The organism is Hymenobacter metallicola, from assembly GCF_004745645.1.
GTDB classification, from domain to species: domain Bacteria; phylum Bacteroidota; class Bacteroidia; order Cytophagales; family Hymenobacteraceae; genus Hymenobacter; species Hymenobacter metallicola.
Genome location: NZ_SRMB01000002.1, coordinates 75,786 through 101,278, shown reverse-complemented (window position 1 = coordinate 101,278; position 25,493 = coordinate 75,786). Strand labels below are relative to the sequence as shown.

The following is a 25,493-nucleotide window of genomic DNA, read 5'->3' as shown; positions in this document are numbered from 1 at the left end:
GTAATATTACGTTCAGTTGCCAGCTACCCGTCTTTTCTTTGCCTGCCATGAGTAAGTCCGCCCCGCGTACTCCCGACTTTCTTGACCAACTTGCTGCCGATCTGCAAACCCTGCGGGAAATTACGGTACGCCGGTTTCGGCCGCTTTCTGATGACCAGCTCAACCGCCGCCCCGCCACCGATAAGTGGAGCGTAGGCCAGTGCCTGGAGCATCTCAACATCGTGGGCGGTCATTACCTGCCTACCATTAACCGCAAGCTTAAGCAGGCGCAGGAGCGGGGGAGCCGGCCGGCCGACGTAGTGAAATCAGGTTTTTTCGGCCGCAAGCTGATTGAGGCGATGCGGACGCCGGCCAGCGAAAAACCGTTGAAGTCGCCCCAGCAATATGCCCCTAGCGGCAGCCGCCTGCCCCGCACGGTGGTTGAGGTATTTGGCCGTCAGCTCGATGAGTTGATTAACATTGTGCAGCAGGCCCGCGGCGTCAATGCCAATGCCATCCGCATTCCCAACCCCATCATCCCGCTGCTCTACTTGCGCCTGACTGACCAGCTGGAGTTTATCGTTGCTCATCTGCAACGCCACGTGGCCCAGGCCGAGCGGGTACTAGACGGCAGCACCCGGTAGAAGCTTTCGACAGTCCATAAAAAAAGCCTCTCCTACCCAGGAGAGGCTTTTTGCTTAGCAGTCAAAGCTATTACTCGCCGAAGAAGTACGACAGGCTCAGCTGGAAAACCCGGTTCTTCACCTTGGACTCAGGCTCCTTATCATCCTCGCTGTTCGGAATCAGGTTGGAAAAGCCCAGGCCGTAGCCCAGCTGTGCCTGCACCGGGCCGGCTTTGTAGCCGACACCCGCATTCAGGCCCAAGTCCAGTGTGCGCACATATTCTGTGTCGTCGTCACCGTACTTGTTGGCAAACTTGATTTTGTCATCACCGCTCTCGTTGATGCCGCCGCCGGAGTACTCATACTTGTACTTGCCCCCGATGCCGATGCCGATGTAGGGACCCGCAAAAATCTGGAAGCCTTCGGTTTCGCCGGTGGTGTAGACGAGGTTCACTGGAATTTCAGCGTAGCTTAGGCGCAGGCTCGTTTCTGACTTGAACGTGGTGCCGCTAAACGTCTCTTCTTCTTTGGTCTGAAATCCTTTCTGCGAGAAAAGCAGCGAGGGCTGGATCGACAAGTTGCCGAACTGCGCATTCAGCGTCAGGCCAACCTGAGGGCCGAAAAGCATTTTCGTGTCTGCTTTCTCGTCGCCGTCGCCGGGGTCCTGAGCAATGTCAGCGACGTTCAGGCCCACGCGCGGACCAAAAGTAACTTGTGCTTGTGCCGTAGTGGCACCTGCCACAACTAATGCGGCGGCCAGCAGGCCATTCTGTAGATTCTTTTTCATAGTACTCTAGAAAGAGATGATGAATAATAAATGAAGCGTTGTGATTGAGCTGACAAATATAAGGTAGGCCAGGTTACGCCACCTCATCTTTAATAGGGTGCCGCGAAGAAGTGCCGCCCCTACTTTCGGCACTGAAATGCCGGCAACGCGACGCATAAAAAAAAGCCCCTCTTAAATAGGAGAGGCTTTTTTTATGTCATTGCCGGAGCTATTACTCGCCGAAGAAATACGACAGGCTGAGTTGGATAACCCGGTTCTTTATTTTGTCTTTGGGCTCTGTGTCATCCTCATCGTTCGGAATCAGGTTAGAGAAGCCCAGGCCGTAGCCCAGCTGTGCCTGCACCGGGCCGGCCTTGTAGCCGACACCCGCATTGAGGCCCAAGTCCAGCGCGCGCACGTAGTCCGTGTCGTCCTCGTCGCCGTACTTGTTGGCAAACTTGATTTTGTTTTCGCCTTCTTCGTTGATGAAGCCGGACAGCTTGTACTTGCTCTTGCCACCCAGACCGATGCCGATGTAGGGACCCGCGAAAATCTGGAAGCCTTCGGTTTCGCCGGTGGTGTAGACGAAGTTCACTGGAATTTCAGCGTAATTCATCCGCTGGGTTACTTCGTACTTGAGAGAAGCACCGCCGCTGGTTTCTTCTTCTTCAATTTTGAAGCCTTTCTGCGAGAAAAGCAGCGAGGGCTGGATCGACAAGTTGCCGAACTGCGCATTCAGCGTCAGGCCAACCTGAGGAGCCAACAAAAACTTGGTGTCAACTTCATCATCCGAGTCCTCCAAATCCTGCGAGATGTTGGCCAGGTTCAGGCCCACGCGCGGACCAAAAGTAACTTGCGCTTGTGCCGTAGTGGCACCTGCCACAAGCAAAGCGGCAGCCAGCAGGCCGCGTTGTACATTCTTTTTCATAATACTCTAGGGAGAGATGATGAAGAATAGGTGAAAAATTTGTGCGTTTAACTATGCAAATATAGGATTATGAGAAGGATTTAATTTCACACTCAGGGATAGGTTGTTGTTAAAATCTTGTAAAATTTTATATTCATTATATAAAATGCTTATAGTCAATGTAATACTAGCTGTGAAAACGAGTGTGGAATTGAGAAGCTGGGAGCATCATAACTTGGCAAACCATTCGTTGCTCTCCACATGCGTGCATTCCCCGTATTTATCTTAGCTAGCTGTATCCTTTTTTTTGCGCTGGCCGCGCCCATAATGCCTCCCAAACCGGACCCTCGAACCTGGAAGCAGATCGACGAATTGCTGGCCAAAAACCAGACAACCTCGGCTGCTAAGCTGCTCGAGCCCCTCTACCAGGCCGCTCGCCGTAAGCAGGATACGCCGGAGTACCTCCGGACCTTATTGTATAAGTTGCGGCTACTGGAAGCCAAAGAAGAAGAAGCCAACGCCAACGCCATAGCCTTGGTGGAGGCGGAGTTGAAGACTGCCAAATTTCCGACCCGCGCTATTCTTCATAGTCTGCTGGGGCAGCTCTACACGCAGTATTACGAAGAGCACCGCTACCAGCTATACGACCGTACCGTCGCTGCCGCTGCTGGCAGCGCCGATATACAGACCTGGGATGCGGCCCGACTCGGTAGCGCCATCATTGACCACTACCAAGCTTCACTGGCCGACGAGCCCGGGCGCCAGCAGCAACTACCGCTGGCCAGCCTGGGCTACGCCGTGCGGGGCGGCGACCAAACCGGCCGCGCCCAGCGCCCCACGCTCTACGACTTGCTGGCGCACCGGGCCATCGATGCGCTGGGCAACGACGAGTTCTACCTCACCACACCCGCCGCCCAGTTTGAGTTGAACTCGGCCGCGTTGTTTGGCCCGGCTGCCGACTTTGGGAAGCTCCCGCTCGAAGCGCCCCGCGCCGACTCCCTAAACGGACAGTTCTATGCGTTGCGGGTACTGCAACAGCTGACGGCATTTCGCTTGGCCGAGTCCCAGAACCCGGCCGCGCTGGCCGATGTAGACCTGAAGCGCCTGCGCTTTGTGTATGCCCACGCGGCGCTGCCCACGAAAGACTCACTCTACCAAGCGGCCCTGGCCCGGGCAGCCGAAACTTACCGCACGCTGCCTATTTCCACCGAGTTTCTGTTTGAGCAGGCTGCCAGGCTGGAAGGCCCCAATCCGGCGGCCGCCCGGGAGCTGGCCCTGCAGGCTGAAAAACGGTTTCCGAAGTCGTTGGGAGCCCAGCAGGCCCAGGCCCTGCGGCAGCGCCTGGAGGCCGTAGAGCTGAGCTTTACCACGGAAGAAGTGGTGCTGCCCGCCCAGCCCTGGCTGCTGAAACTGCAGGTGCGCAACGCGGCGCGGCTCTACGCCAAAGCCTACCGGGTCAGCAACGCCTACAACTTACGGCTTACGCAGCCCGGCCAGAGCGACGAAGCGTATAGCTTCCAGAAGACTCATGCCCAAGCCCTGGCCGCCAAGCCAGCTGCCGCCTGGGAGCTGAATACCGGTATTGCCACCGATTATCGGAGCCACCAGGTGCAGCACGCCGGCCCCGCCCTGCCGTTGGGGCACTACCTTATTATAATAAGTACCACCGCCGAGAAAGCCACCACCGAGCGTCCGGGCGTTACTACTGCTTTCGGCTTCGTGTCGGTCAGTGAGCTGAGCCACGTGCAGCGCGGTGCTACCGAGGGCACTGATGCCGAAGTATTGGTGCTGCACCGGCAAACCGGAGAGCCGCTGGCCGGGGTGAGCGTGCTGCCGCTTTACATGTATTATGATGCTAAAACCCGGACGACCAAACAACTGCGCGGGAAAACGCAGCTGACTTCGGCGGAGGGCAGTGCCCCCCTTGTGGCGCGGGGCACTGCCGAGCAAGACCGGTATTTGCAGCACGTCTTTCTCACCAAAGGCCCCGACTCTTTGGTGGTGGAGAATTTCAACCGCGTGTATTCGCCCCGCCGGAACCGCCGGGCCGAGCCCGAGCAGCCCCAGCGGCGCACCTTTCTCTACACCGACCGCGCCATTTACCGACCCGGCCAGACGCTGTACTTTAAAGGCATTCTGACGGAAACCAACGCCGGCAAGTCCCGGCTGCTGACCAAACAGCCCGTTTCGGTAAACCTGATGGATGTGAACGGCCAGACCGTGCAGACGCTGCCTTTTATAACCTCGGAGTTTGGCAGCTTCCACGGCTCGCTCGTGTTGCCAACGGGCTTACTCAACGGGGCCATGAGCCTACAAACGGAGTATGGCGTGGCCGTATTCGACGTAGAAGATTACAAGCGCCCTACTTTCCAAGTGACTTTTGAACCGGTAAAGGACACCCCGGTACTGGGGCAGGAAGTAACCGTGCGCGGGAAAGCCACTGCCTATGCCGGGCAGCCTATTGATGGAGCCGCGGTGCAGTACCGCGTGGTGCGGCGCACTTTCTGGCCCATGTTCGGGCACGGTATCTATCCTCCCGGGCCCCGGCCGGGTCGGAATGGAGAAGTAGAAATTCTCAACGGCACCGTCCAGACCGGCCCGGATGGAAGCTTTGCGGTCAAGTTTCGGGCTCAGGCAGAGGAAGCCAGCCAGAACAAGCGCGGACCCTGGCAGCCGGGCTACGTGTTTGAACTAACGGCCGACGTAACCGATGCCGCCGGCGAAACCCGCAGCGGACAGCAAAGCCTAAGCCTGGGTACCGATGCCCTGACCCTGCGCCTAACGGTGCCCGAGCTGCTAAACCGTGAAAAGCTGCCGAAGCTGCAGCTGCTGAGCACCAACGCGGCGGGCGAGGCCTTGCCCGCCCGCGGGCAGCTGCGCCTGTACCGCCTGACCCCGCCCGCCCGGGCCCTGCGCCCCCGCCCCTGGGAGCGGCCGGAGCGCGAAGCCCTGAACCAAGACGAGTTTAAGCGGCAGTTTCCGCTGGATGCCTACGGCCGGGAAGACAACGACTCTACCTGGGCCCGGACCTTGGTGCTCACCCAGGAGTTTGACACCGAAAAAAGCCCCGTGCTAACGGCATTGCCCGCCCAACTGGCCCAGCAGGCTCCCGGCCGCTACGTGCTGGAAGCTACAGCGCCGGCCGCCGGCGGCAGTACGGAGCCGGTGAAAACCGAGCAGGCCTTTACCCTCTATTCAGCTGCTGCCACGACGCTGCCTATGCCCACGCCCAGCTGGTTTGTGGCCTTACAAGACAGCGTAACGCCCGGCCAGTCGGCCCGGTTTTTGGTGGGCAGCTCGGAGGCGGGAGCCCAAATCCTGCTGGAAGCGGAAGTAAAGGGGGAAAGTCTGCGCCGGGAGCGGCTCACGCTGGCCGCCGGCGAGCAGCGGCTGGTTGAAATTGCGGTACCGGCCTCCCTCGATGGAAGTCAGCTCTACGTGCACTTGGTGCAGGTGCGCGACAACCGCCTCTATACCCGCACGGCCGTGGTGCAAGTGGCTACGCCGCCTGCTCCGCTGGTATTCAGCTTTGCCACGTTCCGCGACAAGCTGCAGCCCGGGCAAAAGGAAACCTGGCGTATCACCATCCGTCAGGCCGACGGCAAGCCCGCCGCGGCCGAGCTGCTGGCCACGCTCTACGACCAGTCGTTGGATATCTTCCATCCGCATTCTTTTACAGCGCTGGATTTTTCGCCCTCGTATTATTCGGCAACCCTGGCTTGGAACGGACGGTTTGGGACGGAAGAATCAATCATTCTAATTGAAGCTGCCACGGCTACAGATGATGCTTTGCGGCTTTATCCTCATTTGAACTGGTGGAGTTATTCGCTTGGTGATGAGGAAAGCAGCCAGGATTATCGACTCTTGCCGCCTAAATCAACTACCGTCCGGTTTACGTCGCCAGTTGTGAAGCAAGATGAAGAAATGGCCGTGGCTGGTGCAGTAGCAGCTCCGCAGATGGCTATGGCGCGCAAGATGGCGGCCCCAGCAGCTCCTTCCGCAGCCGGAGCTGCTGATTCAGCCGAACGACCAGCAGTGCCGGACCAGCCCCGCAACATTGACCTCTCCGCCGTGCAGGCCCGCAAGGACTTCCGCGAAACTGCCTTCTGGCTGCCCGAGCTGCGCACCAACGCCCAGGGCGAAACCGTACTGGAGTTTCAAATGCCCGAAGCCGTGACCCGCTGGCAGCTGCTGGCCCTGGCCCACGACCAGCAGCTGCACAGCGGCCTGCTGCGGCGGGAGCTGGTTACGCAAAAGCAGCTGCAGGTGACGCCCAATGCCCCGCGTTTCTTCCGGGAAGGCGACCAGCTGCGCTTCTCGGCCAAAATCAGCAACCTCACCGACCAGCCCATGCGCGGCACAGCCCAGCTGTTCTTGCTGGATGCCCGCACCCAGCAGCCCCTGGAAGGCCGCCTGTTGAAAGGGGCGGCCCAACAAGGATTTCAGCTTGCGGCCAAGCAGAGCAGTGCCCTGGAGTGGGAGCTGACTATCCCCGAAACGGCCGAAGGCCAGCTGCCCCTCGAAGCCGTGACCTACCGGGTGGTGGCCCAGACGGAGCCCGCTCAAAAGCCCAAGCGCAAAGCCAAGACGCCGGTGGCAACTTTCTCCGACGGGGAGGAAAACACCGTGCCGGTGCTGTCCAACCGTCTGCTCATCACCGAAAGCTTGCCGCTGCCCATAGTAGGGCCGGCCACCCGGGAGTTTGAGCTGACCAAGTTGACCAGCACGACGTCGGCCACCCGGCGCAACTACTCGCTCACGCTGGAAATGACGCCCAACCCGGCCTGGTACGCCGTGCAGGCGCTGCCGTACTTAATGGAGTACCCCTACGAGTGTTCCGAGCAGGTATTCAGCCGCCTCTACGCCAACCTGCTGGCCACCCGGATTCTGCAGCAAAACCCTCGCCTGCAAACGGTGCTGGCCGAGTGGAAGCGCGCTGCCCAGGCCGGCAACCCGGCTGCGCTGAGCAGTAAGCTCGAGCAAAACCAAGAGTTAAAGGCGCTGTTGCTGCAGGAAACGCCCTGGGTGCGCGACGCCCAGAGCGAAACCGAGCGGATGCGCCGCCTCGGCGAGCTGCTCGATGCGCCCCGCCTGCAGGCTGAAACGGCAAAGGCCCTGACCAAGCTGGCCCGGATGCAGCAGCCCGATGGTGCTTTCCCCTGGTTTGAGAAAATGCCCGCCGACCGCTACATCACCCAGCTGATTGTGGCTGGTTTTGGCAAGCTGCAGAAGTTGGGGGCTTTCGATGCCAGCCAGAATGAGCAGGCCCGTCCGCTGCTGCAGAACGCCCTGCGCTACCTCGACGAGCAGCTGCAGCGCGACTATACCGAGCTGCGCAAGTTGAAAGGCGTAGACCTCAAGCAAAATCACTTGGCCGATGTGCAAGTGCAGGCCTTGTATGCGCGCAGTTTCTGGCCCCAGCCCGCCGTAGCCACCGCGGCCCAGCCCGCCCAGGCTTACTATCAGCAGCAGGCGGGCAAGTTCTGGGTGGGGCAAACCCGCTATGTGCAGGCGCAGATAGCCCTGGCTTTGCAGCGTCGAAAAGTGCAGCCGACGGCCGTAAAAGACATCCTGACGGCCCTGGTGGAAAATGCTCTGCACTCGCCCGAGCTGGGCATGTATTGGAAGGAAGTGCGCGGCGGCTACTACTGGCGCGATGCCCCCACCGAAACCCAGGCCACGATGATTGAGGCTTTTGACGAAATCCGGGACGACCAGAAAGCCGTGGACGAAATGAAGCTCTGGCTGCTCAAGCAAAAGCAGACCCAGAACTGGGAAAGCACCCGCGCCACCGCCGATGCCTGCTACGCCCTGCTGCTGCGCGGCTCCGACTGGCTCCGGCCCACCCAGGCGCTGGAGGTGCAGGTAGGAGGCGAACCGGTGCGCCCCACAGCCCAGCAAGCTGGCACGGGTTATTTCAAAACAATGTGGGCCGCAGCTGCCATCAAGCCCGCGCAAGGCAAAGTAAAGGTTCAGAAAACGGATGCCGGAGTGGCCTGGGGTGCGCTCTACTGGCAGTATTTTGAGCAACTGGACAAGGTGACCCCGGCCACGACATCCTTGAGCCTGGAACGGCAGCTATACCGGGAGCAGCGTACCACGGGTGGGCCGGTACTCGTGCCCCTCACTGCCGCTACGCCGCTACGCGTGGGCGACGTGCTGGTGGTGCGCCTGGTGCTGCGCGCCGACCGGGACCTGGAGTATGTGCACGTGAAGGATCAGCGCGCCGCTGGCCTCGAGCTAATCAGCCAAACCAGTGGCTACCGCTACCAGGGGGCGCTAGGCTACTACGAGAGTCCTCGCGACGCGGCCACCAACTTCTTTATCAGCTACTTCCCCAAAGGTACGCATACCTTTGAGTACCGACTACGGGCAGCGCAAAGCGGTAATTTCTCGGGGGGGCTGAGCCAGCTGCAGTGCTTGTATGCTCCCGAATTTACGACCCACTCGGCGGGCATCCGCCTCCACATTGACCCAGTAGCAGGGAGATAATGAGAAATTGTATTTTTTAGGATAAAATCGGGGCTGAGGCCGCTGAAAAGGGCTTTGCCATAGGTTAAAAGCGAAACAGGTTTGCTATTCGAATAGGGCAATAGTAATTTTGCCATTTCCTAGTCCTTTGCAACGATGCTTATGCGTACTCTATATGTTCTGGCTAGCCTGCTCCTGTGCAGTGCTTCAGCTTTTGCTCAAGGAGGAAAAAAGACAGCTCCTGCCGATCATAAAGGCCAAGTAGCACTACCCGTTACCGCCACTCTGCCGGGAGAAGAAAAGCTCTCAGCCCAGGAGCGAGCCGAGCGGGATTTCCTGATGCCAGTGCGCCGCAAGCAAGCAGCAGCCCTTAAAGCGGCGGCTCAGGAAGAAGCCGCTACGCAGCAGGCCGCCTCTACTGCTGAAGCCACGGCCCGCAACTTTATCGGCCCGGAGGAAGCTAAGGTGGAAGAAGCGGCGGCCCCAGCTGCTAAGCCCGCCAGCCGCCCGCACACCACTCGCCGGCGCCATACCACGCACCGTCGCTCCTCGAGCTCATCGGCCCGCAAGCATACAGCCAAAAAGAAATCCAGCTCGACCAAGAGGAAGTCTAGTTCCAGAAAGCGCCGGCGCTAAGACCGAGCGGGCACTAACCCAACAAAAAAGGAGAACCAGCTACTGGTTCTCCTTTTTTGTTGGAAAGCTACGGTGGCCGCTTGCCTAGGTGTTCTGGGGCATCAAACGTACCACCAAGCCGTCGAGGCGGTTGGTGATGCGAATCTGGCAGGAAAGGCGGCTACCCTGAGTCATAATGGGCAGACTTTCGAGCATAGCCAGTTCATCGTCGCTGGGCTCGTCGAGGGCGGGGCCGGCCAGTACTTCCACGTGGCAGGTACCGCACAAAGCCATGCCACCGCAGGTAGCCTGAATGTCGTAGCCGCTGGCTTTGAGCACCTCCATCAGGCTCAGGGCCATGTCGGTGGGGGCTACTACCTCACGCCGCTGACTGGGCGCTTCCTCTACATATACGCGTACTTCGTCGGTCATATTCTTAAGTTAGAGCTTTCTGTTTGGCGGTCTGGGCGGTTGCAGTAAGTCTACTCTGTATCAACCGCCCAGGCTGCCAAATCAAAAACTACAGCGTAGGTACCCCGTTCACAGTGGTGTATTTCAGCACGTACTTTTTATCAGGGTTGATGTATTTGAACGCGCCCTGGGCCATCAGAGCTGCTTCGTGGAAGCCGCACAGAATGAGCTTGAGCTTGCCAGGATACGTATTTATGTCGCCGATGGCGAAAATACCGGGTACGGAAGTCGAGTAATCCAGCGTGTTTACCTTCACCGCATCGTCTTCCAACTCCAGACCCCAATCCCCGATCGGGCCTAGTTTGGGCGTGAGACCAAACAACGGAATGAAGGCATCCACGGCCAGGGTTTCGGCCGTGCCGTCGTTGGCGGTAATCGTCACCGCTTCCAGGCCATCTTCGCCGTGCACGTGCGTCACGTTCGACGATAGGACCAGGCGGGCCCGGCCGGCTTCGTGCAGGTTTTTTACTTTTTCGGCCGAATCGGCCGCGCCGCGGAAGGTCGTGCCACGGTGCACCAAGGTCACTTCCTTGGCTACATCGGCCAGGAACACGGTCCAGTCGAGGGCCGAGTCGCCGCCGCCGGCAATGACGATGCGCTGGTCGCGGAAGGTTTCCGGGTCGCGCACCATGTAGTATACGCCCCGGCCGCCTTCGTAGTTTTCCAGGCTTTCAATGGCGGGCTTGCGGGGTTCAAACGAGCCCAGGCCGCCGGCAATGGCAATGGCCTTGCAGAAGATTTCGGTGCCGTCGGTGGTGAAGAGCTGAAAAGAGCCGTCTTCCAGCTTGGCCAGCCGCTCTACCCGTTCGCCCAGCGTGAAGGTGGGGTGGAAGGGCTCGATCTGCCGCATCAGATTCTGGACCAGGTCGCCAGCCAGGATGTCGGGGAAGCCGGGAATGTCATAAATCGGCTTCTTAGGATAAATCTCGGAGAGCTGCCCGCCCACTTGGGGCAGCGCGTCAACCAGATGGCAGCGCAACTTCAGCAAACCGGCCTCAAATACCGCAAATAAGCCCACCGGGCCCGCTCCGATAATGCAGATATCGGTCGAAATGGAATTGGTCATGAACAAAGCAATAAAATGAGCGGCCCAGGGCCAGCAGGTTAACAGTTAAACCCCTGGAAACGTTGGAATAAACGCCCGCTAAGCGCTAAAAAAGCGGCGCCAAACGAGCCCAGGCCTTGGTGGCTTTACGCTTCGTGCAAAAGCCTAACGGGCGGCAAAGATACAAACAAGCGGCCCGTTTTCGCAGCCTTGCTTAGGCTTTGGTCAGCCAAGCGGCGGCCTCGGATAAGTCGTTGAAGAATTGAAATTTGAGTGGCACCGCTACCTCGTCGCCTACGGCCCGGGCGGCTAGGCGACCCAAGGGCGTCTGGTTTTCGATAATAGCGCAGTGGCTGTAACCGGCTTCGCGCACGGCCTGGGGTATCCACTGCTGGGAAATCCAGTGCTGAGCTGTCAGGGGCAGGGGCTGGCGCAGGCGGTGGTCGGTGAGGAGCCGGCCGGTGCGGTGGTGCTTCAGGACTTGCAGCGTGTGGCCATAAAGTGCCTGTAGCTCATCGGCAGTAGCAGCAGCTTCCGACCAGACTAGTTGCACGTAACCGGCCTCGTAGTAAGAAATGGTGCAGAGGGCATTGCGGAAATAAATAGAGGAGGCAGCGGAGAGTAGCATGGGGTAAAGAAACAACGACTAGCTGAAGAACCCATGAGGAATCTTACGGGTTGGCTTGCCAGTTGCCAACCACCGCTTCCTATGGCGCTGCTGCCCACTCTATCCGGAAAGTTTTTGGACGCTAACCGGGGCAAATACCGCCAGCTGCCCGAAAAACTGTTAACCCTGTCAAACTGTTTCTGCCCGTCTTTTCGCTGCTACTCCTACCTTATCCGGAGTGGGGGAGGCCCGGCAGGAGCCCTGGTGGACGGGTGCCAACGCTGAAACAACGCCTCTCAAATTCCCTGGATGTAGCCAAGGCCTGGTCCTTGGCTACAGCTTGGCAAACATACCCACCGCGTCTTTGCTAGGCAGCGCCGATTTGCCCGTCAGCAGGGCATCGACCTTGCGGGCCACTTCCCGCCCTTCCGAAATGGCCCACACCACCAACGACTGACCCCGGCGCATATCACCGGCCACAAATACCTTCGGCACGCTGGTCGAGTAGGCTCCTTTCTGGGTTCGCACGTTGCCCCGGTCATCCAGTTCGACGCCCAACTGCTGGAGCATGCCCTCATATTGGGGTGCGGCAAAGCCCAACGCCAGCAGCACCATAGTGCACGGAATTTCGCGCTCCGAGCCTTCTATTTCGGTAAAGCGCAGGCGGCGGCCCAGCACGTCGGTTTCCCAGGTAATATCCGTCACCAGCAGGGCCCGGAGCCGGCCGTTTTCGTCGCCCAGAAAGGCCTTGGTGTTGATGCCCCAGTAGCGCTGGCAGCCTTCCTCGTGGGAGGTGCTGGTCCGGAAAATGGCGGGTTCCTGGGGCCAGGGCGTGTGGGCGGGCCGCTCGGTGCCGGGTTGGTGCATGAGGGCAAACTGCGTGATGGAGCGGGCCTGCTGCCGATTGGCCGTACCCACGCAGTCGGAGCCCGTGTCGCCGCTGCCGATGACTACCACGTCGTGGCCTTCTGCCCAGATGGCCTCACCGGCCACGTCCAGGTTGCTTACGCGGCGGTTGTGCTGGGTGAGGTAGTCCATGGCGAAGTGAATGCCCAGCAGCTCCCGGCCCGGCAGGCTTAGGTCGCGGGGGAGGGTAGCGCCGCCGGCCAGCACCACCGCGTCGAAGGTGCGGGTTAGCTCTTCGGCGGCTACATCTTTGCCTATTTCGGTATTGCAGCGAAACACAACTCCATCTTCTTCTAAGAGCTGAATGCGCCGGTCAATTACCCATTTATCGAGCTTGAAGTCGGGGATGCCGTAGCGCAAAAGGCCACCGGGCCGGTCGTCGCGCTCAAACACGGTGATGCTGTGGCCGGCCTTGGTAAGCTGGGCTGCCGCGGCCAAGCCGGCCGGACCAGACCCCACCACCGCCACGGTTTTGCCCGACTTGAGCACCGGAGCGGTGGGCTGCACGTAGCCCTTGCTGAAGGCAATTTCGATGATGTGCTTCTCAATTTCCTCGATGGCCACCGGGGTGCTGTGAATGCTCAGCACGCAAGCCGATTCGCAGGGCGCCGGGCAGATGCGGCCCGTAAATTCCGGGAAGTTGTTGGTCGACGACAAAATCTGGTAGGCTACCTGCCAGTCTTGCTGGTGCACCGCGTCGTTGAACTCGGGGATAATATTGCCCAAGGGGCAGCCGGCGTGGCAAAACGGAATGCCACAGTTCATGCAGCGGGCCGCCTGCTGGTTGAGCTGGGGCTCGGTATACATAGCCACAAACTCGTGGTTGTGCTGCACCCGTTCCTGGGGAGCCGCCTTGGCGGGCAACTCACGGCTGAATTCCTTGAAACCGGTAATGTGTCCCATGTGCTGGTATATTGTGGCTGTCATGCTGAGCGCAGCGGCGCACCTTGCTTTCGGTCGTTGCAGCAACCGAAATTCAGCTTCGCCCGAAGGGTACCACCGCTGCGCTCAACATGACGTTCTTGTTGCTGTGAGGTATAACTTAGCTGGCCGTGGCGTACTGCGCCTGCTGGAGCACTTTCTTGTATTCGGAAGGGAATACTTTCACGAAGCGCCCGGCTTCCTCCGGCCAGTTGCCGAGCAGGTAGTCTGCCAGTTGGCTGCCCGTAAGCTGCTGGTGCTTGCGCAGCAGGGCCTGAATCTGGGATTCGTCGGCGGCATCGAGTGGGTCGAGTTCCACCATTTCCTGGTTGCAGTTGTCGGGAAACGTGCCGTCGGGGTCGTAGACCCAGGCAATGCCCCCGCTCATGCCGGCGGCGAAGTTGCGGCCCGTGCGGCCCAGAATCAGGGCCCGGCCGCCGGTCATGTACTCGCAGCCATGGTCCCCGACGCCCTCCACCACGGCGGTGGCCCCGGAGTTGCGCACGGCAAACCGTTCCCCGGCCTGCCCGCGCACAAACAGCTCGCCGGAGGTGGCTCCGTACAGGGCCACGTTGCCGATGATGATGTTGTGCTCGGGCACAAACTTGCCGTCGGCGGCCGGGAAAATAGCCAGCTGGGCCCCGGACAGGCCTTTACCTACGTAGTCGTTGGCTTCACCCTCCAGGGCAAACGACAAGCCCTTCACGCTGAAAGCCCCGAAGCTCTGGCCCGCCGAACCGTGGAAACGGTAGTTGATGGTATTTTCGGGTAGGCCGGCGGCGTGGTAGCGCTTGGCAATTTCGTTGGAGAGCAACGTGCCAATGGTCCGGTCGGTGTTGCGCACCGGGAATTCGGCAAACACGGGAATTCGCTCCTGCAGGGCCGGCTGGGCGTGCGCCAGCAGTTGCCAGTCCAGGATGTTGTCGAGGCCGTGGTCCTGGTTTTCGCTGTGGTAAAGCGTGCCACCGGAGGGGTTGGCGGCCGGTTGGAGCACCCCCGACAAATCGAGGTGGCGGGCTTTCCAGTGCGTGATTCCTTCGCACACCTTCAAAAACTGCGCGCGGCCCACCATTTCGTGAATGGTGCGAAAGCCCAGTTCAGCCATGATTTCGCGCAATTCCTCGGCCAGAAAGCGGAACAGATTCACGATGTGCTCGGGCTGCCCGCTGAAGAGCTTGCGTAACTCCGGGTCCTGGGTGGCTACGCCTACTGGGCAGGTGTTGAGGTGGCATTTGCGCATCATCACGCAGCCGCCCGCTACCAAGGCTGCCGTGGCTACGCCCCATTCTTCGGCCCCTAGCAAAGCGGCTACGGCCAAGTCGCGGCCGGTTTTGAGCTGCCCGTCGGCCTGCAGCACTACCCGGCTGCGGAGCTGGTTGCGCAAGAGTGTCTGGTGGGCTTCGGCCAGGCCCAGTTCCCAGGGCAGGCCGGCGTGCTTGATGGAGCTGATGGGCGAGGCGCCGGTGCCCCCGTCGTAGCCGGCAATGAGAATCACGTCGGCGTGGGCTTTGGCCACCCCGGCGGCAATGGTGCCCACGCCCGCCTTGCTCACCAGCTTCACGTTGATGCGGGCGGCGCGGTTGGCGTTTTTCAAATCGAAGATGAGCTGGGCCAGGTCCTCAATGGAGTAGATGTCGTGGTGGGGCGGGGGCGAAATCAGGCCTACGCCGGGCGTGGCGTGGCGGGTTTTGGCAATCCAGGCGTCGACCTTGTGGCCCGGCAGTTGCCCGCCTTCCCCCGGCTTGGCGCCCTGAGCCATCTTGATTTGCAGCTCGTCGGCGTTGGTCAGGTAGTGGGCCGTGACGCCGAAGCGGGCGGAGGCAATTTGCTTAATGGCCGAGCGCATGGAGTCGCCGTTGGGCAGCTGCTCGTAGCGCATGGGGTCCTCGCCGCCTTCGCCCGTGTTGCTTTTGCCCCCGATGCGGTTCATGGCAATGGCCAGGGTGCTGTGGGCCTCGTGCGAAATCGAGCCAAACGACATGGCCCCGGTGGCAAAGCGCTTCATGATGTTTTCGGCCGGCTCTACCTCATCCAAAGAAATGGCGGGCCGGTGATGGGCAAAGTCGAGCAGGCCGCGCAGGGTAAACATCCGTTCGGGCTGCTCATTGACCAGCTTGGCGTAGCGGCGGTAGGTGTCGTAGTTGCCGGTGCGGGTAGCCAGCTGCAGCAAGTGCACCGTTTCGGGGTTGAACATGTGGGCCTCGCCCCGGCGCCGCCACTGGTACACGCCGCCGTCGGGCAGGAGCTGCTGCTCCTCGGGCGTGCTGCTCTTGAACCCCTGAAAGTGCTTGTAGAGCGTTTCGCGGGCAATTTCATCCAGGCCCAGGCCACCAATGCGGGTCACGGCCCCGGTGAAGTAGTGGTCTACCACTTGCTGGTTCAAGCCCAGAATCTCGAACACCTGAGCCCCGTGGTAGCTTTGCAGGGTGCTGATGCCCATTTTGGAGAAGATCTTCAACAGGCCGTCGCACACGGCCTTCACGTAGTTTTTGACCAGCTGCGGCGCATCCTGACTGGTGTTGAAGCTGCCGTCCTGCTGCATGGTCTGGATGGTGGCCAGGGCCAGATACGGGTTGATGGCCGTGGCCCCGAAGGAAAGCAGGCAGGCAAAGTGGTGCACTTCCCAAATATCCCCGGCTTCCACGACCAACCCCACCGAGCCCCGGTGTCCTTTGCGGATCAGATGGTGATGCACGGCCGACACGGCCAGAAGCGACGGAATCGGGGCGTGCTTGGAGTCCAGGCCCCGGTCCGAGAGAATCAGCACTTCGAATCCGTCGTTTACGGCGTCTTCGGCGTAGCGGCACAGGCGCGACAGACCATCCTGCAACGAGCCCGGCTTGCCGTCGGCCTTGAAGTAGGAGAGCAGCGTCTTGGCGTTGAACATCCCCGTGTCGATGCTGCGCAGCTTTTCCAGCTCGTGGTTGGTTAAAATGGGCTGGCGCAACGCCACGCAGTGGCAGTGCATCTTGTTCTCGTCGAGGATGTTGCCGTTGTTGCCGATAAAGGTGGCCAGGCTCATCACCAGCCGCTCCCGAATGGGGTCAATCGGCGGGTTGGTGACCTGGGCAAAGAACTGCTTGAAGTAGCTGCTTAGATGCTGGGGCTGGTCGGAGAGAATAGCCAGGGGCACGTCCACGCCCATCGAGCCGATGGGTTCCTTGCCCTCCAGGGCCATGGGCGTAATAATCGTGTCGATATCCTCCCGGGTGTAGCCAAATACCTGGTGGTACTTAAACACCGAATCGGTGGCCAGGTCGGTAAACACCTGCCGGGGCTCGGGCAGCTCTTCCAGTCGAATCTGGTAGTCGGTGAGCCACTCGCCGTAGGGCTGCCGGGCCGCCGCCTGGGCCTTGATGCCCTGGTCGGTGATAATCTGGCCGGCCACGGTATCAATCAGCAGCATTTTGCCCGGCTGCAAACGGCCTTTCTGCAGCACGGTCGACTCCGGAATGGTCAGCACGCCGGCCTCGGAGGCCACCATTACCCGGCCGTCGTCGGTGACAACATAGCGCAACGGGCGCAGCCCGTTGCGGTCCAGCATGGCCCCGATCTGCTGGCCGTCGGTAAAAATCAGCGCCGCTGGGCCATCCCAGGGGGCCATAAAGGTGGCGTGAAACTCGTAAAAGGCCTTTTTCCACGGGTCCATCTGGGTGTTGCCGTCCCAGGCTTCGGGTACCAGCATCATCATCACGTGCGGCAACGACCGGCCCGAGTGCAGCAGAATCTCCACGATGTTGTCGAGGCAGGCCGAGTCCGACTGCCCCTCGTCGATGACGGGCAGCAGCATGTCCATTTCCTCGGCCGAGAAGTACGGCGACGCGTAGCTGCGCATGCCGGCGTAAAACCAGTTCAGGTTGCCCCGCAGCGTGTTGATTTCGCCGTTGTGGGCCAGCAGCCGAAAGGGCTGAGCCAGCTTCCACGACGGAAACGTGTTGGTTGAGAAGCGGGAGTGCACCATGCCAAAGGCCGAGGTGACCCGCTCGTCGCTCAAGTCGGGGAAGTAGCCCCGCACCTGATAGGTGGTAAGCTGACCCTTGTAGACGATGGTTTTGCAGGACAGGGAGGCCACGTAAAAGTCGGCGCCGGCCTTGAGGTTGGCTTCCAACACCAGTTTGCTGATGTAGCGGCGCAGCACGTAAAGCTTCCGCTCGAAATCCTCGGGGCTCGAAACGCCTGCGGGCCGGCCGATAAAGACTTGCTCCATGTCGGGCTCGGCGGCCAGGGCCGTGGGGCCAATGCCACTGGGGTTGACGGGCACCGGCCGGAAGCCCAGCACGGCCATGCCCAGCTTGCTGGCCGCCTCGTGTATCAGCTGGCGGCAGGCTTCTTTGGTGGAGTGCTTTTTGGGCAGAAACACCAGGCCCACCCCGTAGCTGCCCGGCTCGGGCAAGCGGATGCTCAGGGCGGTGCATTCTTCCAGGAAAAACCAGTGGGGCACCTGCAACAGAATGCCGGCTCCGTCGCCGGAATCGGAGTCGCAGCCACAGGCACCGCGGTGCTCCATGTTTTCCAGCATGGTCAGGGCGTCGGCAATAATCTGGTGCGACTTTCGACCGTTCAGATAGGTTAGAAAGCCGGTGCCACAGGCGTCGTGCTCAAACTCGGGACGATACAGACCCTGCGCGCTAGTTTCGGGATTCATCGTAAATCGGTGTCGTGGGGAGTCTGTCGGCCTTGCGGACAAGGCCGAAATGGCAAGATATTCCCCTGCCCGACCCAGACGCGCCACGCTTGCCCGTTTCTACGATTTCCAAACCGGGAATACGAGGCCCCTGAGGCTTGTGAAAAGCTTGTTCCTGGCCCGTTAAGCTGGTTTTGCGAAGGTGCCTCGTTACGACGGCCGATGCGGCCTGCCGGCTGTAGGAGCCCTGCGTCGCAGCAGCTGCCGTTGGGTAGGGCCGCAAAAGCGTCAGCCCGTAGCTCCGTCGTGAAAGCAACCGGGTTTGCAGCCCCGAATTGCGCAACGACGAAGGCTACGGGCTGAAATCCGCGCCACAAGTCACTAACTATAGCGTCTGTATAAATCTATTATCAAACCGCCCGGTCCTCGAGAATGTAGCCGATACCGTTGAGGGTATGAATCAGCTTGGGCGTAAACTCCCGGTCAATCTTTTTGCGCAGATAGTTGACGTACACGTCTACCACGTTGGTGCCGGTGTTAAAGGACAGGTCCCAGACCTTGTGCACGATTTCTTGGCGGGTTACGGCCCGGCCCTGGTTGTGCATGAAGTATTCGAGCAAGGCCAGCTCCCGGCCCGTGAGGTCGATGCGCTTGTCGCCCCGCTTCACAATCTTGCTGCTGCCGTGCAGTTCGAGGTCGGCCACCTTCAGCACTTTTTCCGTGTGCACAACGGGGTAGCGCCGGTGCAACGCCCGCAGGCGGGCCAGCAACTCGCCAAACTCGAAAGGCTGAACCAGGTAGTCATCGGCGCCGGCCTCGAAGCCCTGAAGCTTGTAGTCCGTCGAGGTATTGGCTGTAAACATCAGCACCGACAGTTTTTCCGAGTGTTGCCGAATAAAACGGCACAGCTCAAACCCGCTGCTTTCGGGCAGGTCCACTTTCAGAAGCACGGCCGTGTAGGTGGCCGAGGTCAGCATCTGCTGGGCGGAGGGCACGTTCAGGGCCACGGCTACTTCCAGGCCCTCTTGCTCGAGGCGGCCCTTCAGCAGAGCCGCCGCCATCAAGTCATCTTCTACTAGCAATAATTTCATCCTCGCGTAAGCCGTTGGGGTTGCGGCTGCCAGTAGCCAAAGTGGCCGGTCGGCAGCCGCAACGGGGTTAAGAGTGGGTACTTAGGGTGGGATGGGGTGGGTGGGGCAGAAAGGAGAGCGTCGCTATGGCACACCCAGAGCCGCGTCGCCGTCGAAGGGCGGAATGGCAATGATGGGGCCGCGCCCGGCGCCGGTACTAACCGAGTAAATCGAGGGCGCCTGCGTTAGGTTGCCGGCCAGGCGGCGCAGTCCGTCGGGCGCTACTTGGTAGCGGAAAATAGTGTCGTATTCGGCGAAGTCGCGGCGCACATCCACTTCCAGGTCCCGGATGACCCCGCCGTGGATATCGTACACCCAGCCGTGGAGGTGCAGCGGCCCGGCGGCGTTCTGTACCGTGGTGGTTTGCTGCAGATTGTAAACCTGCTCAATGACGTTGAGCTCAACCAGGCGGCGGTACCGTTCGTCTTCCGTTTCCAACTCGCCCAGCTCGTGGTTGTGCTTCTGCATTACCTCGCGCACCGTGTTCAGCCAGCTGCTCACTACCCCCTCGTCCTCGTTCTGCATGGCCGCTTTCACGCCCCGGCAGCCGTAGTGCCCACACACGATGATGTGCTGGATCTGAAGCTGCTCGACGGCGTATTCCAGTACCGAGGCCAGGTTCAGGTCGGTGCTGACGACCAGGTTGGCCACGTTGCGGTGCACAAATACTTCCCCGGGCGCCGTGCCGGTCATCTCACTTACGGATACGTGGTTGTCGGAGCAGCCGATGAAGAGGAACTTGGGCGTCTGCTGGGCGGCGGCTTCGAAAAAGCGGGGGTTGCGGCGCAGCTTTTCGGCTACCCAGTTACGGTTGTTCTCGAAGAGCTTGTAGTAGGCTTCGAAGTCGGCCTCCTTGCTGCTGACGTGGGGCTGCCCGGCAATGTTTTGGGCGTAGTCGTCGCCTTTGCGCAGGAAAATCAGCCGGATGTTGCGCTGCCGGGCCGTTTCGCGGAAGTTCTCAATGGCACCCAGCACGTCCCGGTCGATGTAGGCCGAGTTGGTACCATCAATTTCCACGGTCGTATTCACCGGAATGTCCTTGAGCACAGTCATGATGCTGGCCTTGTTCAGAAACGAGACATGCTCGCCCAGGCTGATGCGCAGGTGCTCTTCGCCCTGCACTGTGTAGGTCTGGAAAAAGTGGGCATTCTTGTAGGTTTCGCGCAGCACGAAGAACAGGCCCACGGCCGCCCCGATGCCGATGCCGATGAGCAGGTCCGTGACTAGAATGGCGGCAATGGTCACGATGAAGGGCAGAAACTCGGTAATACCGGCCTGGAAATGCTGCTTAAAGATGCTGATACGGGCCAGCTTGTAGCCCGTCACGAGCAGAATACCGGCCAGGGCCGCCCACGGAATCAGGTTGAGCAGGCTCGGAAACAGCACCACGCTCAGCAGCAGCAAGCTGCCGTGCACCAGGGCCGCCAGCTTGGTACGGCCCCCGGCATTGATACTCACCGAGCTGCGCACAATCACCGACGTCAGGGGCAGGCCGCCCACCAACCCACTCACCATATTGCCCACACCTTGGGCTTTGAGTTCGTGGTTGGTAGGGGTTTTGCGCTTCAGCGGGTCCAGCTCGTCGGTGGCTTCCACGGCCAGCAAGGCTTCCAAGCTAGCCACCAGCGCAATGGAAAAAGCCGCCGAGTACACCTTCAGATTAGCCAGCTGGGAGAAGTCGGGCAGGGTAAAGAGGCCTACAAAATCGGCGGCGCTCTTGGGTACGGGCAGCTGCACCAAGTGGGTGCCGCCCAGGGCGTAAGCCGGGCTCAGCAGGCCCGCCAGGAAATTCAGCGTGATGCCCACGATAATGACAATCAGGGCGGCGGGCACGGACGATAATACCGGGTTGCGTTTGAAAGCAGGCTGTTCCCAGGCAATCAGGATGCTCAGGCTGACTAGGGCAATAACCAGGGCAGTGGCGTTGAACTCGCGCAGGGCGTGTTCCAACAAGGTTTCCAGGTTGCCGCCGTTCCAGGAGAACAGGGCCAGGGACTCCACCGCGTCGGCATCGTAGCCCAGTACGTGGGGCAGCTGCTTTAGAATCAGAATGATGCCAATGGCCGCCAGCATGCCTTTGATGACCGATGAAGGAAAGAAATTGCTGATAATGCCGGCTTTGGCCAGGCCCATAATCACCTGCAGTACGCCCGCCACGCAGATAGCCAGCTGCAGGGTCTTAAAGGAGCCCAAAGACTCCAGGGAGCTAACCACGACCAGAATCAGGCCGGCTTCGGGCCCGGAAATACTCACGGCCGAGCGGCTCAGCGCCCCTACTACCAAGCCCCCAACGATGCCAGCAATGATGCCCGAAAACAGGGGGGCTCCCGAGGCCAGCGCAATGCCCAGACACAGCGGCACCGCTACCAGAAACGACACAAGGCCCCCTTGCAAGTCGCTTTTGAAGTAGGAAAAGTCCCAGGTTTTGGAACCAACGGATGGAATAGACATAGGCTTACGAAAAGGCATGACGGGTCTGGCACTGCTCAAAAGCAGCGAAGCGCAGGACTAGAAAAAGGCACTAAAAAGCAGAGCTGGTACTGAGGCCAGTTGCGCGTAGAGCAGAACTAAAAAGGAGTTGTTAGAAGGGTTGGTCTGCTAAAGGGATGCGGGAATCAGATGCTTAAATGTTCATTGCAAAAGTATAGTCCTTGTACGGGCACTGAATTAAAGGAATATTATAAGGTGATTAGATCTTTATTAAAAGCGTATTAGAAAACGATAAGAAATTTATAGCGAGGTTATAAGGCTAAATATCGGGATAAGATAAATTTAAGGGTAATTTAACCTCAACAATAAAGTAATGTAATGATTTTATAATCAATGTGTTGAAAATGTATTGCGTTGGTCTGTTACACAAGTGCAACGTGTTTGTAAAGTGTTTATAGTAATATATGAAAGCGTTTTAATCAGGTCGTTTTGCCAATTAATGCTGGCTTTTGGCTCTAATTATCGTGCTGGTTTTTGGTGAGAATAGCTGCTGATTAGAGAAAAATTAATTTGTGGTAGGGCCACGGGTAGTAGCTTTTTTGTCTTTGAAGGATTGCTTAACAGCTGGCTTGTAAATAGGTTTGCTATAGTCATAAAAAAACACCCCGCTACACTTTTTTAAAAGTGGCGGGGTGTTTTGCGAAGCGAAGCTGCCTAAACCTGCTGCTTACGGCGACCTTCCAGAATACGGAAGAAAGAGCGGGTGTGAATCTCTTCCAAAGTGAGGCCGGTAGCTAACACTTCCTCTTCGGTAATGGCCCCGCAGTTCATGGCTTTGAGGAAGAAGTTGAGCAGGCCCTGGCCCGTGGCGGCATCGTCGAAAATGTCGCCGGTGAGGGTAGAAATGGCGGCCCGCTCCACGAAGGTCTTCAGGCGGTGCACCGCGTCGTCGTAGGCGCTGAGGAAGAAGTTGTAGGTGGCCGCGTAGCGCATCGGCAGCTGGGCCGGATTCAGGTCCCAGCCCTGGTAGAGGCCGTTGATAAGGGAGTGGGTGGTGTGGTGGAAGCCCTGGCGCCAGGCGTTGTGCACCGAGTCGCGGTTTTCCTTGAGCTGCTCAAACGTGAGGTTGTCGCCGCGGTGCGGGCCGATGGGCATTACGTTGGTAGCCCCGTCGGAGAGGAAGATACCGGTGCCGCCCAGCGCTACCTTGGTCATGTGGTGGGCAAAGTCGCAGACGGGGTGGGCCATGGTCTGGTACTTGGCCGTAATGCCGGCCGAGGCCGTGTAATCGTAGGTGCCGAAGTGGGCGGCTACGCAGCGGCCCTCACTGGCCCGGATAATGCGCATCAGGGGGTTGCGGCCTTCCTCATCCATAATGATCTGGGTGGCTTCCACCATGGTTTCCATCTTCAGGGTGCCGGGCGCCAGGTTGTTGGCTTGCTCAATCAGCTCAAACAAGCGTACCAGGGTGGTCATCTGCTCCGGAATCGTCACCTTGGGCAGCATCACCACGAAGTTGTCGGGCAGCTTGCCGCCGGTAGCTTCGAGCAGGGTCGTCAGGAAGATGTCGAGGGTGCGCACGCCCCGGGCCTTCAGATCTTCGGTGAAGGGCTTGATGCGGATGCCGATGAAAGGCGACAAAGTGCCGTTCTGCATACCCTTGGCTACTTCCTGGGCGGCGCGCACGGCGGTTTCGTCTTCTTCCGCATCGGGGCGGTTGCCGAAGCCGTCTTCGAAATCGACCCGGAAGTCTTCCACGGCTTCGCGCTGCAGCTTCTTGATAATCTTGTTGTAGACGGAATAGGCCAGCCAGGCGTGTTCCTGCTTGCGCTCGGCCTCGCTCATGGTATCGAGGCGCTCGGTCAGGGCCTGGATGTCTTTTTCGAGCGTGGGCAGGTGCTCGTAGCCCTTGAGCTGCAGCACGCGGGCCAGCTCGGTGAAGTTGGGAGCGTAGGTTTTGAGGTTGTTGAGGGCGATTTCGCCCATGCGCACGCAGGTATCTGCCTTAAACAGGTTGGCGCCGCCGTACACGGTGTGCACCGGCTGCCGGTCGGGCTTGTCGCCAGGGTATGTTTGCTGGAAGTGGCGGTTGGCCACGCCGAGCTGCTCGAGCAGCTGGCTTTTGTCGGTGTCTTGTAAGCTGAGTTTCATATGGGAAGAGAAGGCGGGAATTCTGAAGAGTGGGGAGAGTGTTTTGCCCGTGATGCTGAGCCCAAGCCAGGCATGACGTAGTTATGGATAACGCTGGTTAAGAATCATGAGCCGCGGTAGGTGCTGTAGCCGAAGGGGTTGAGCAGCAAAGGGATGTGGTAATGCTCGGCGGCCAGCACGTTGAAGACGATTTCCACGAAAGGGTAGAAGATGGTGGTGCCGTGCTGCTCGAAGTATTCCTGGGTGAAAAACTTCATTTTGTAGGTGCCCAGCGGCAGCTGCTGGTCCTTGGCCAGCAAGTCGGGGATGCGGCCATCCTGATTGGTGCGGCCCCGGGCCAGCTCCTGCCAGGTGTCGCCTTCGAGCAAGCCGGCAAGGGCAATGGTGACGCCCTGGGCCGGGCGGCCCAGGGTAGTGTCCAGGATATGGGTGGTAATCTGGCTCATGCGGCTAAGAGTTTTTCGAGGCGGATACGGGTAATTTTGTCCTGTTCGGCCATGGCCACGTGGATTTCCTGCGTGGGCGAATTTGGCAGGCGGGCCTGCAGCAAAGCCAGCATTTCGTCGGCCGACTTGCCCGTGGCGCAGACGATAAAGATGTAGCCGAACTTTTGCTCGTACGCGTCATTGCCGGCCGCCAGGGCTTCTAAGGTTGCCTGGGAAGCCTGCTTCACTGCTCCTTGTTCCCCCTCGGCCCAGGTGCTGGTGCTGGCAAACTTTTCCTTGAGCGAATTTACATCCCCGATTTTGGGGTGGTGGGTAAACGCCTCGCGCCAGTCGGCTTCCGCGAGGCGGTACCAGATGTCGTGGGCCTGCTGAAACAGTGTGTCGGCGTCGGCTACCGGGAAGGCGGCGTTCAGCTGCTGCACCCAGGCCGTGGCCCCGCAGCACTTGCCCAGGGCTTCGGCCCGGGAGGGGGTAGGGAGAGAGTTGAGTTCGGAAAGAGTCATGAATAGTTATTCCAGCAAACAGAGCGCTAAAAAACGTCTGTCATCCTGAGCAACGCGAAGGACCTTATGCTAGTTGAACGACTTGTGCCAGCGTAGTAAGGTCCTTCGCGTTGCTCAGGATGACCACTTTACTATAAGAAACGCCAACTCACTGCACCGTAGGGAAGCGGTTCACGTTTTTGTAGTAGATGTACACCGAGGGCTCCTTGCCCAGGGTAGTGGCCCACTGCTGGCAGTAGGGCGCCATCCAGATAGAGTCGCCCTTTTTGACTGGGTACCACTGCTGGTCGAGCACGTAGATGGCCTGGCCTTCCAGATACAGCAGGCCGTGCTCCATGATGTGGGTTTCGACCATGGGCAGGTGGCCACCTAGGTCGTAGGTGAAGATGTTGACGGCCATATCGAAGCCCAGCTCATTGGGCAGCAGCTCCTGAATCCGCAGGGCCTCGTCGTTCATGTAGATGGGCGCCTTGGCCAGGTCGCGGGCCCCGAACAGCACCCCGGGCGTTTCGTACCCCGCCAGCGGCTCGTACACTTTGTGGAAAGTCAGCACCTGCGTGCCTTCCGAGGGATTGTGAAACAGGTAGGTCTTCTCCACCGGCACGTACACGTAGTCGCCCTTGCGCAGGGTTTTTTCCTGGCCGTCGATGCTGACTTGCAACTGGCCTTCCACCACGTAGAAGAAAATCTGGGCAGCCTGGGTCTGGCCTTTCAGCTCCCCGCCTTCGCGCAGCGTAATCAGCGTCTGGGCCAGGCGGGCACCCATCTGCTCGTTGATGATGACGTTGACCGTGCAGCCCGTCCAGCCGGGCACGTTGCTGTTGATATAGCCGTCGGGGGCAATAATGGCGTGGTTGTGCTTAACCACGGAGCGGGTCAGGGCAGAAATTTCCATCAG

16 protein-coding genes are annotated in these 25,493 nt (G+C 59.6%); 3 read left to right on the top strand and 13 right to left on the bottom strand.

Features of this window, described 5'->3' with window-relative positions:
* Nucleotides 1–47: 47 nt before the first annotated feature.
* The gene (locus E5K02_RS11185; RefSeq protein ID WP_135394899.1) at nt 48–623 is read left to right on the top strand and encodes a DinB family protein; all 576 of its coding nucleotides are present in this window, start codon (nt 48–50) and stop codon (nt 621–623) included.
* Nucleotides 624–693: 70 nt separating this feature from the next.
* Here E5K02_RS11185 and E5K02_RS11180 read toward each other — a convergent pair whose 3' ends face one another.
* Together E5K02_RS11180 and E5K02_RS11175 are read right to left on the bottom strand one after the other, a co-directional pair.
* Nucleotides 694–1,389 carry an outer membrane beta-barrel protein gene (locus E5K02_RS11180; RefSeq protein WP_135394898.1) on the bottom strand — a complete coding sequence of 232 codons (696 nt, stop codon included), beginning with the start codon at nt 1,387–1,389 and terminating at the stop codon, nt 694–696.
* A 211-nt stretch (nt 1,390–1,600) separates the two neighbouring features.
* A complete protein-coding gene (locus tag E5K02_RS11175; RefSeq protein ID WP_135394897.1) occupies nt 1,601–2,296 on the bottom strand; it encodes a porin family protein in 696 nt (231 codons plus the stop codon).
* A 306-nt stretch (nt 2,297–2,602) separates the two neighbouring features.
* Between E5K02_RS11175 and E5K02_RS11170 the strand changes: the two genes are divergently transcribed.
* The gene (locus tag E5K02_RS11170) at nt 2,603–8,767 is read left to right on the top strand and encodes an alpha-2-macroglobulin family protein (RefSeq protein WP_167856368.1); all 6,165 of its coding nucleotides are present in this window, start codon (nt 2,603–2,605) and stop codon (nt 8,765–8,767) included.
* Nucleotides 8,768–8,908: 141 nt separating this feature from the next.
* A complete protein-coding gene (locus E5K02_RS11165; protein ID WP_135394895.1) occupies nt 8,909–9,382 on the top strand; it encodes a hypothetical protein in 474 nt (157 codons plus the stop codon).
* An 84-nt stretch (nt 9,383–9,466) separates the two neighbouring features.
* On the opposite strand, the gene E5K02_RS11160 is transcribed toward E5K02_RS11165, so the two are convergent.
* From E5K02_RS11160 to allE, 11 genes are all read right to left on the bottom strand, one after another.
* Entirely contained in the window at nt 9,467–9,793 is a 327-nt protein-coding gene (locus E5K02_RS11160; protein WP_135394894.1) for a 2Fe-2S iron-sulfur cluster-binding protein, read from the bottom strand.
* A gap of 88 nt (nt 9,794–9,881) precedes the next feature.
* Nucleotides 9,882–10,898, bottom strand: coding sequence for an NAD(P)/FAD-dependent oxidoreductase (locus E5K02_RS11155; RefSeq protein WP_135394893.1), 1,017 nt, complete (start codon nt 10,896–10,898; stop codon nt 9,882–9,884).
* Between the two features lie 193 nt (nt 10,899–11,091).
* Nucleotides 11,092–11,505 carry a hypothetical protein gene (locus E5K02_RS11150; RefSeq protein ID WP_135394892.1) on the bottom strand — a complete coding sequence of 138 codons (414 nt, stop codon included), beginning with the start codon at nt 11,503–11,505 and terminating at the stop codon, nt 11,092–11,094.
* A 312-nt stretch (nt 11,506–11,817) separates the two neighbouring features.
* Nucleotides 11,818–13,293 (bottom strand): glutamate synthase subunit beta, encoded by a 1,476-nt coding sequence (locus E5K02_RS11145; RefSeq protein WP_135394891.1) that lies wholly within the window; start codon nt 13,291–13,293, stop codon nt 11,818–11,820.
* A gap of 139 nt (nt 13,294–13,432) precedes the next feature.
* Nucleotides 13,433–17,956 (bottom strand): glutamate synthase large subunit, encoded by a 4,524-nt coding sequence (gltB, locus tag E5K02_RS11140; protein ID WP_135394890.1) that lies wholly within the window; start codon nt 17,954–17,956, stop codon nt 13,433–13,435.
* A gap of 389 nt (nt 17,957–18,345) precedes the next feature.
* On the bottom strand, nt 18,346–19,026 hold the full coding sequence (locus E5K02_RS11135; protein ID WP_135394889.1) for a response regulator transcription factor: 681 nt from the start codon (nt 19,024–19,026) through the stop codon (nt 18,346–18,348).
* Between the two features lie 123 nt (nt 19,027–19,149).
* Nucleotides 19,150–21,516 carry a SulP family inorganic anion transporter gene (locus E5K02_RS26165; RefSeq protein ID WP_317128909.1) on the bottom strand — a complete coding sequence of 789 codons (2,367 nt, stop codon included), beginning with the start codon at nt 21,514–21,516 and terminating at the stop codon, nt 19,150–19,152.
* A gap of 693 nt (nt 21,517–22,209) precedes the next feature.
* Complete coding sequence (locus E5K02_RS11125) at nt 22,210–23,646, bottom strand: DUF6986 family protein (protein ID WP_135394887.1); 1,437 nt, start codon at nt 23,644–23,646, stop codon at nt 22,210–22,212.
* A gap of 104 nt (nt 23,647–23,750) precedes the next feature.
* Nucleotides 23,751–24,092 (bottom strand): hydroxyisourate hydrolase, encoded by a 342-nt coding sequence (gene uraH / locus E5K02_RS11120; RefSeq protein ID WP_135394886.1) that lies wholly within the window; start codon nt 24,090–24,092, stop codon nt 23,751–23,753.
* The gene (gene uraD / locus E5K02_RS11115) at nt 24,089–24,595 is read right to left on the bottom strand and encodes a 2-oxo-4-hydroxy-4-carboxy-5-ureidoimidazoline decarboxylase (protein ID WP_135394885.1); all 507 of its coding nucleotides are present in this window, start codon (nt 24,593–24,595) and stop codon (nt 24,089–24,091) included. Before uraD ends, uraH begins: the two co-directional genes overlap by 4 nt.
* A 148-nt stretch (nt 24,596–24,743) precedes the next feature.
* Nucleotides 24,744–25,490: a (S)-ureidoglycine aminohydrolase gene (allE, locus tag E5K02_RS11110; RefSeq protein WP_135394884.1), complete on the bottom strand. Its 747-nt coding sequence runs from the start codon at nt 25,488–25,490 to the stop codon at nt 24,744–24,746.
* Between the last annotated feature and the right edge of the window lie 3 nt (nt 25,491–25,493).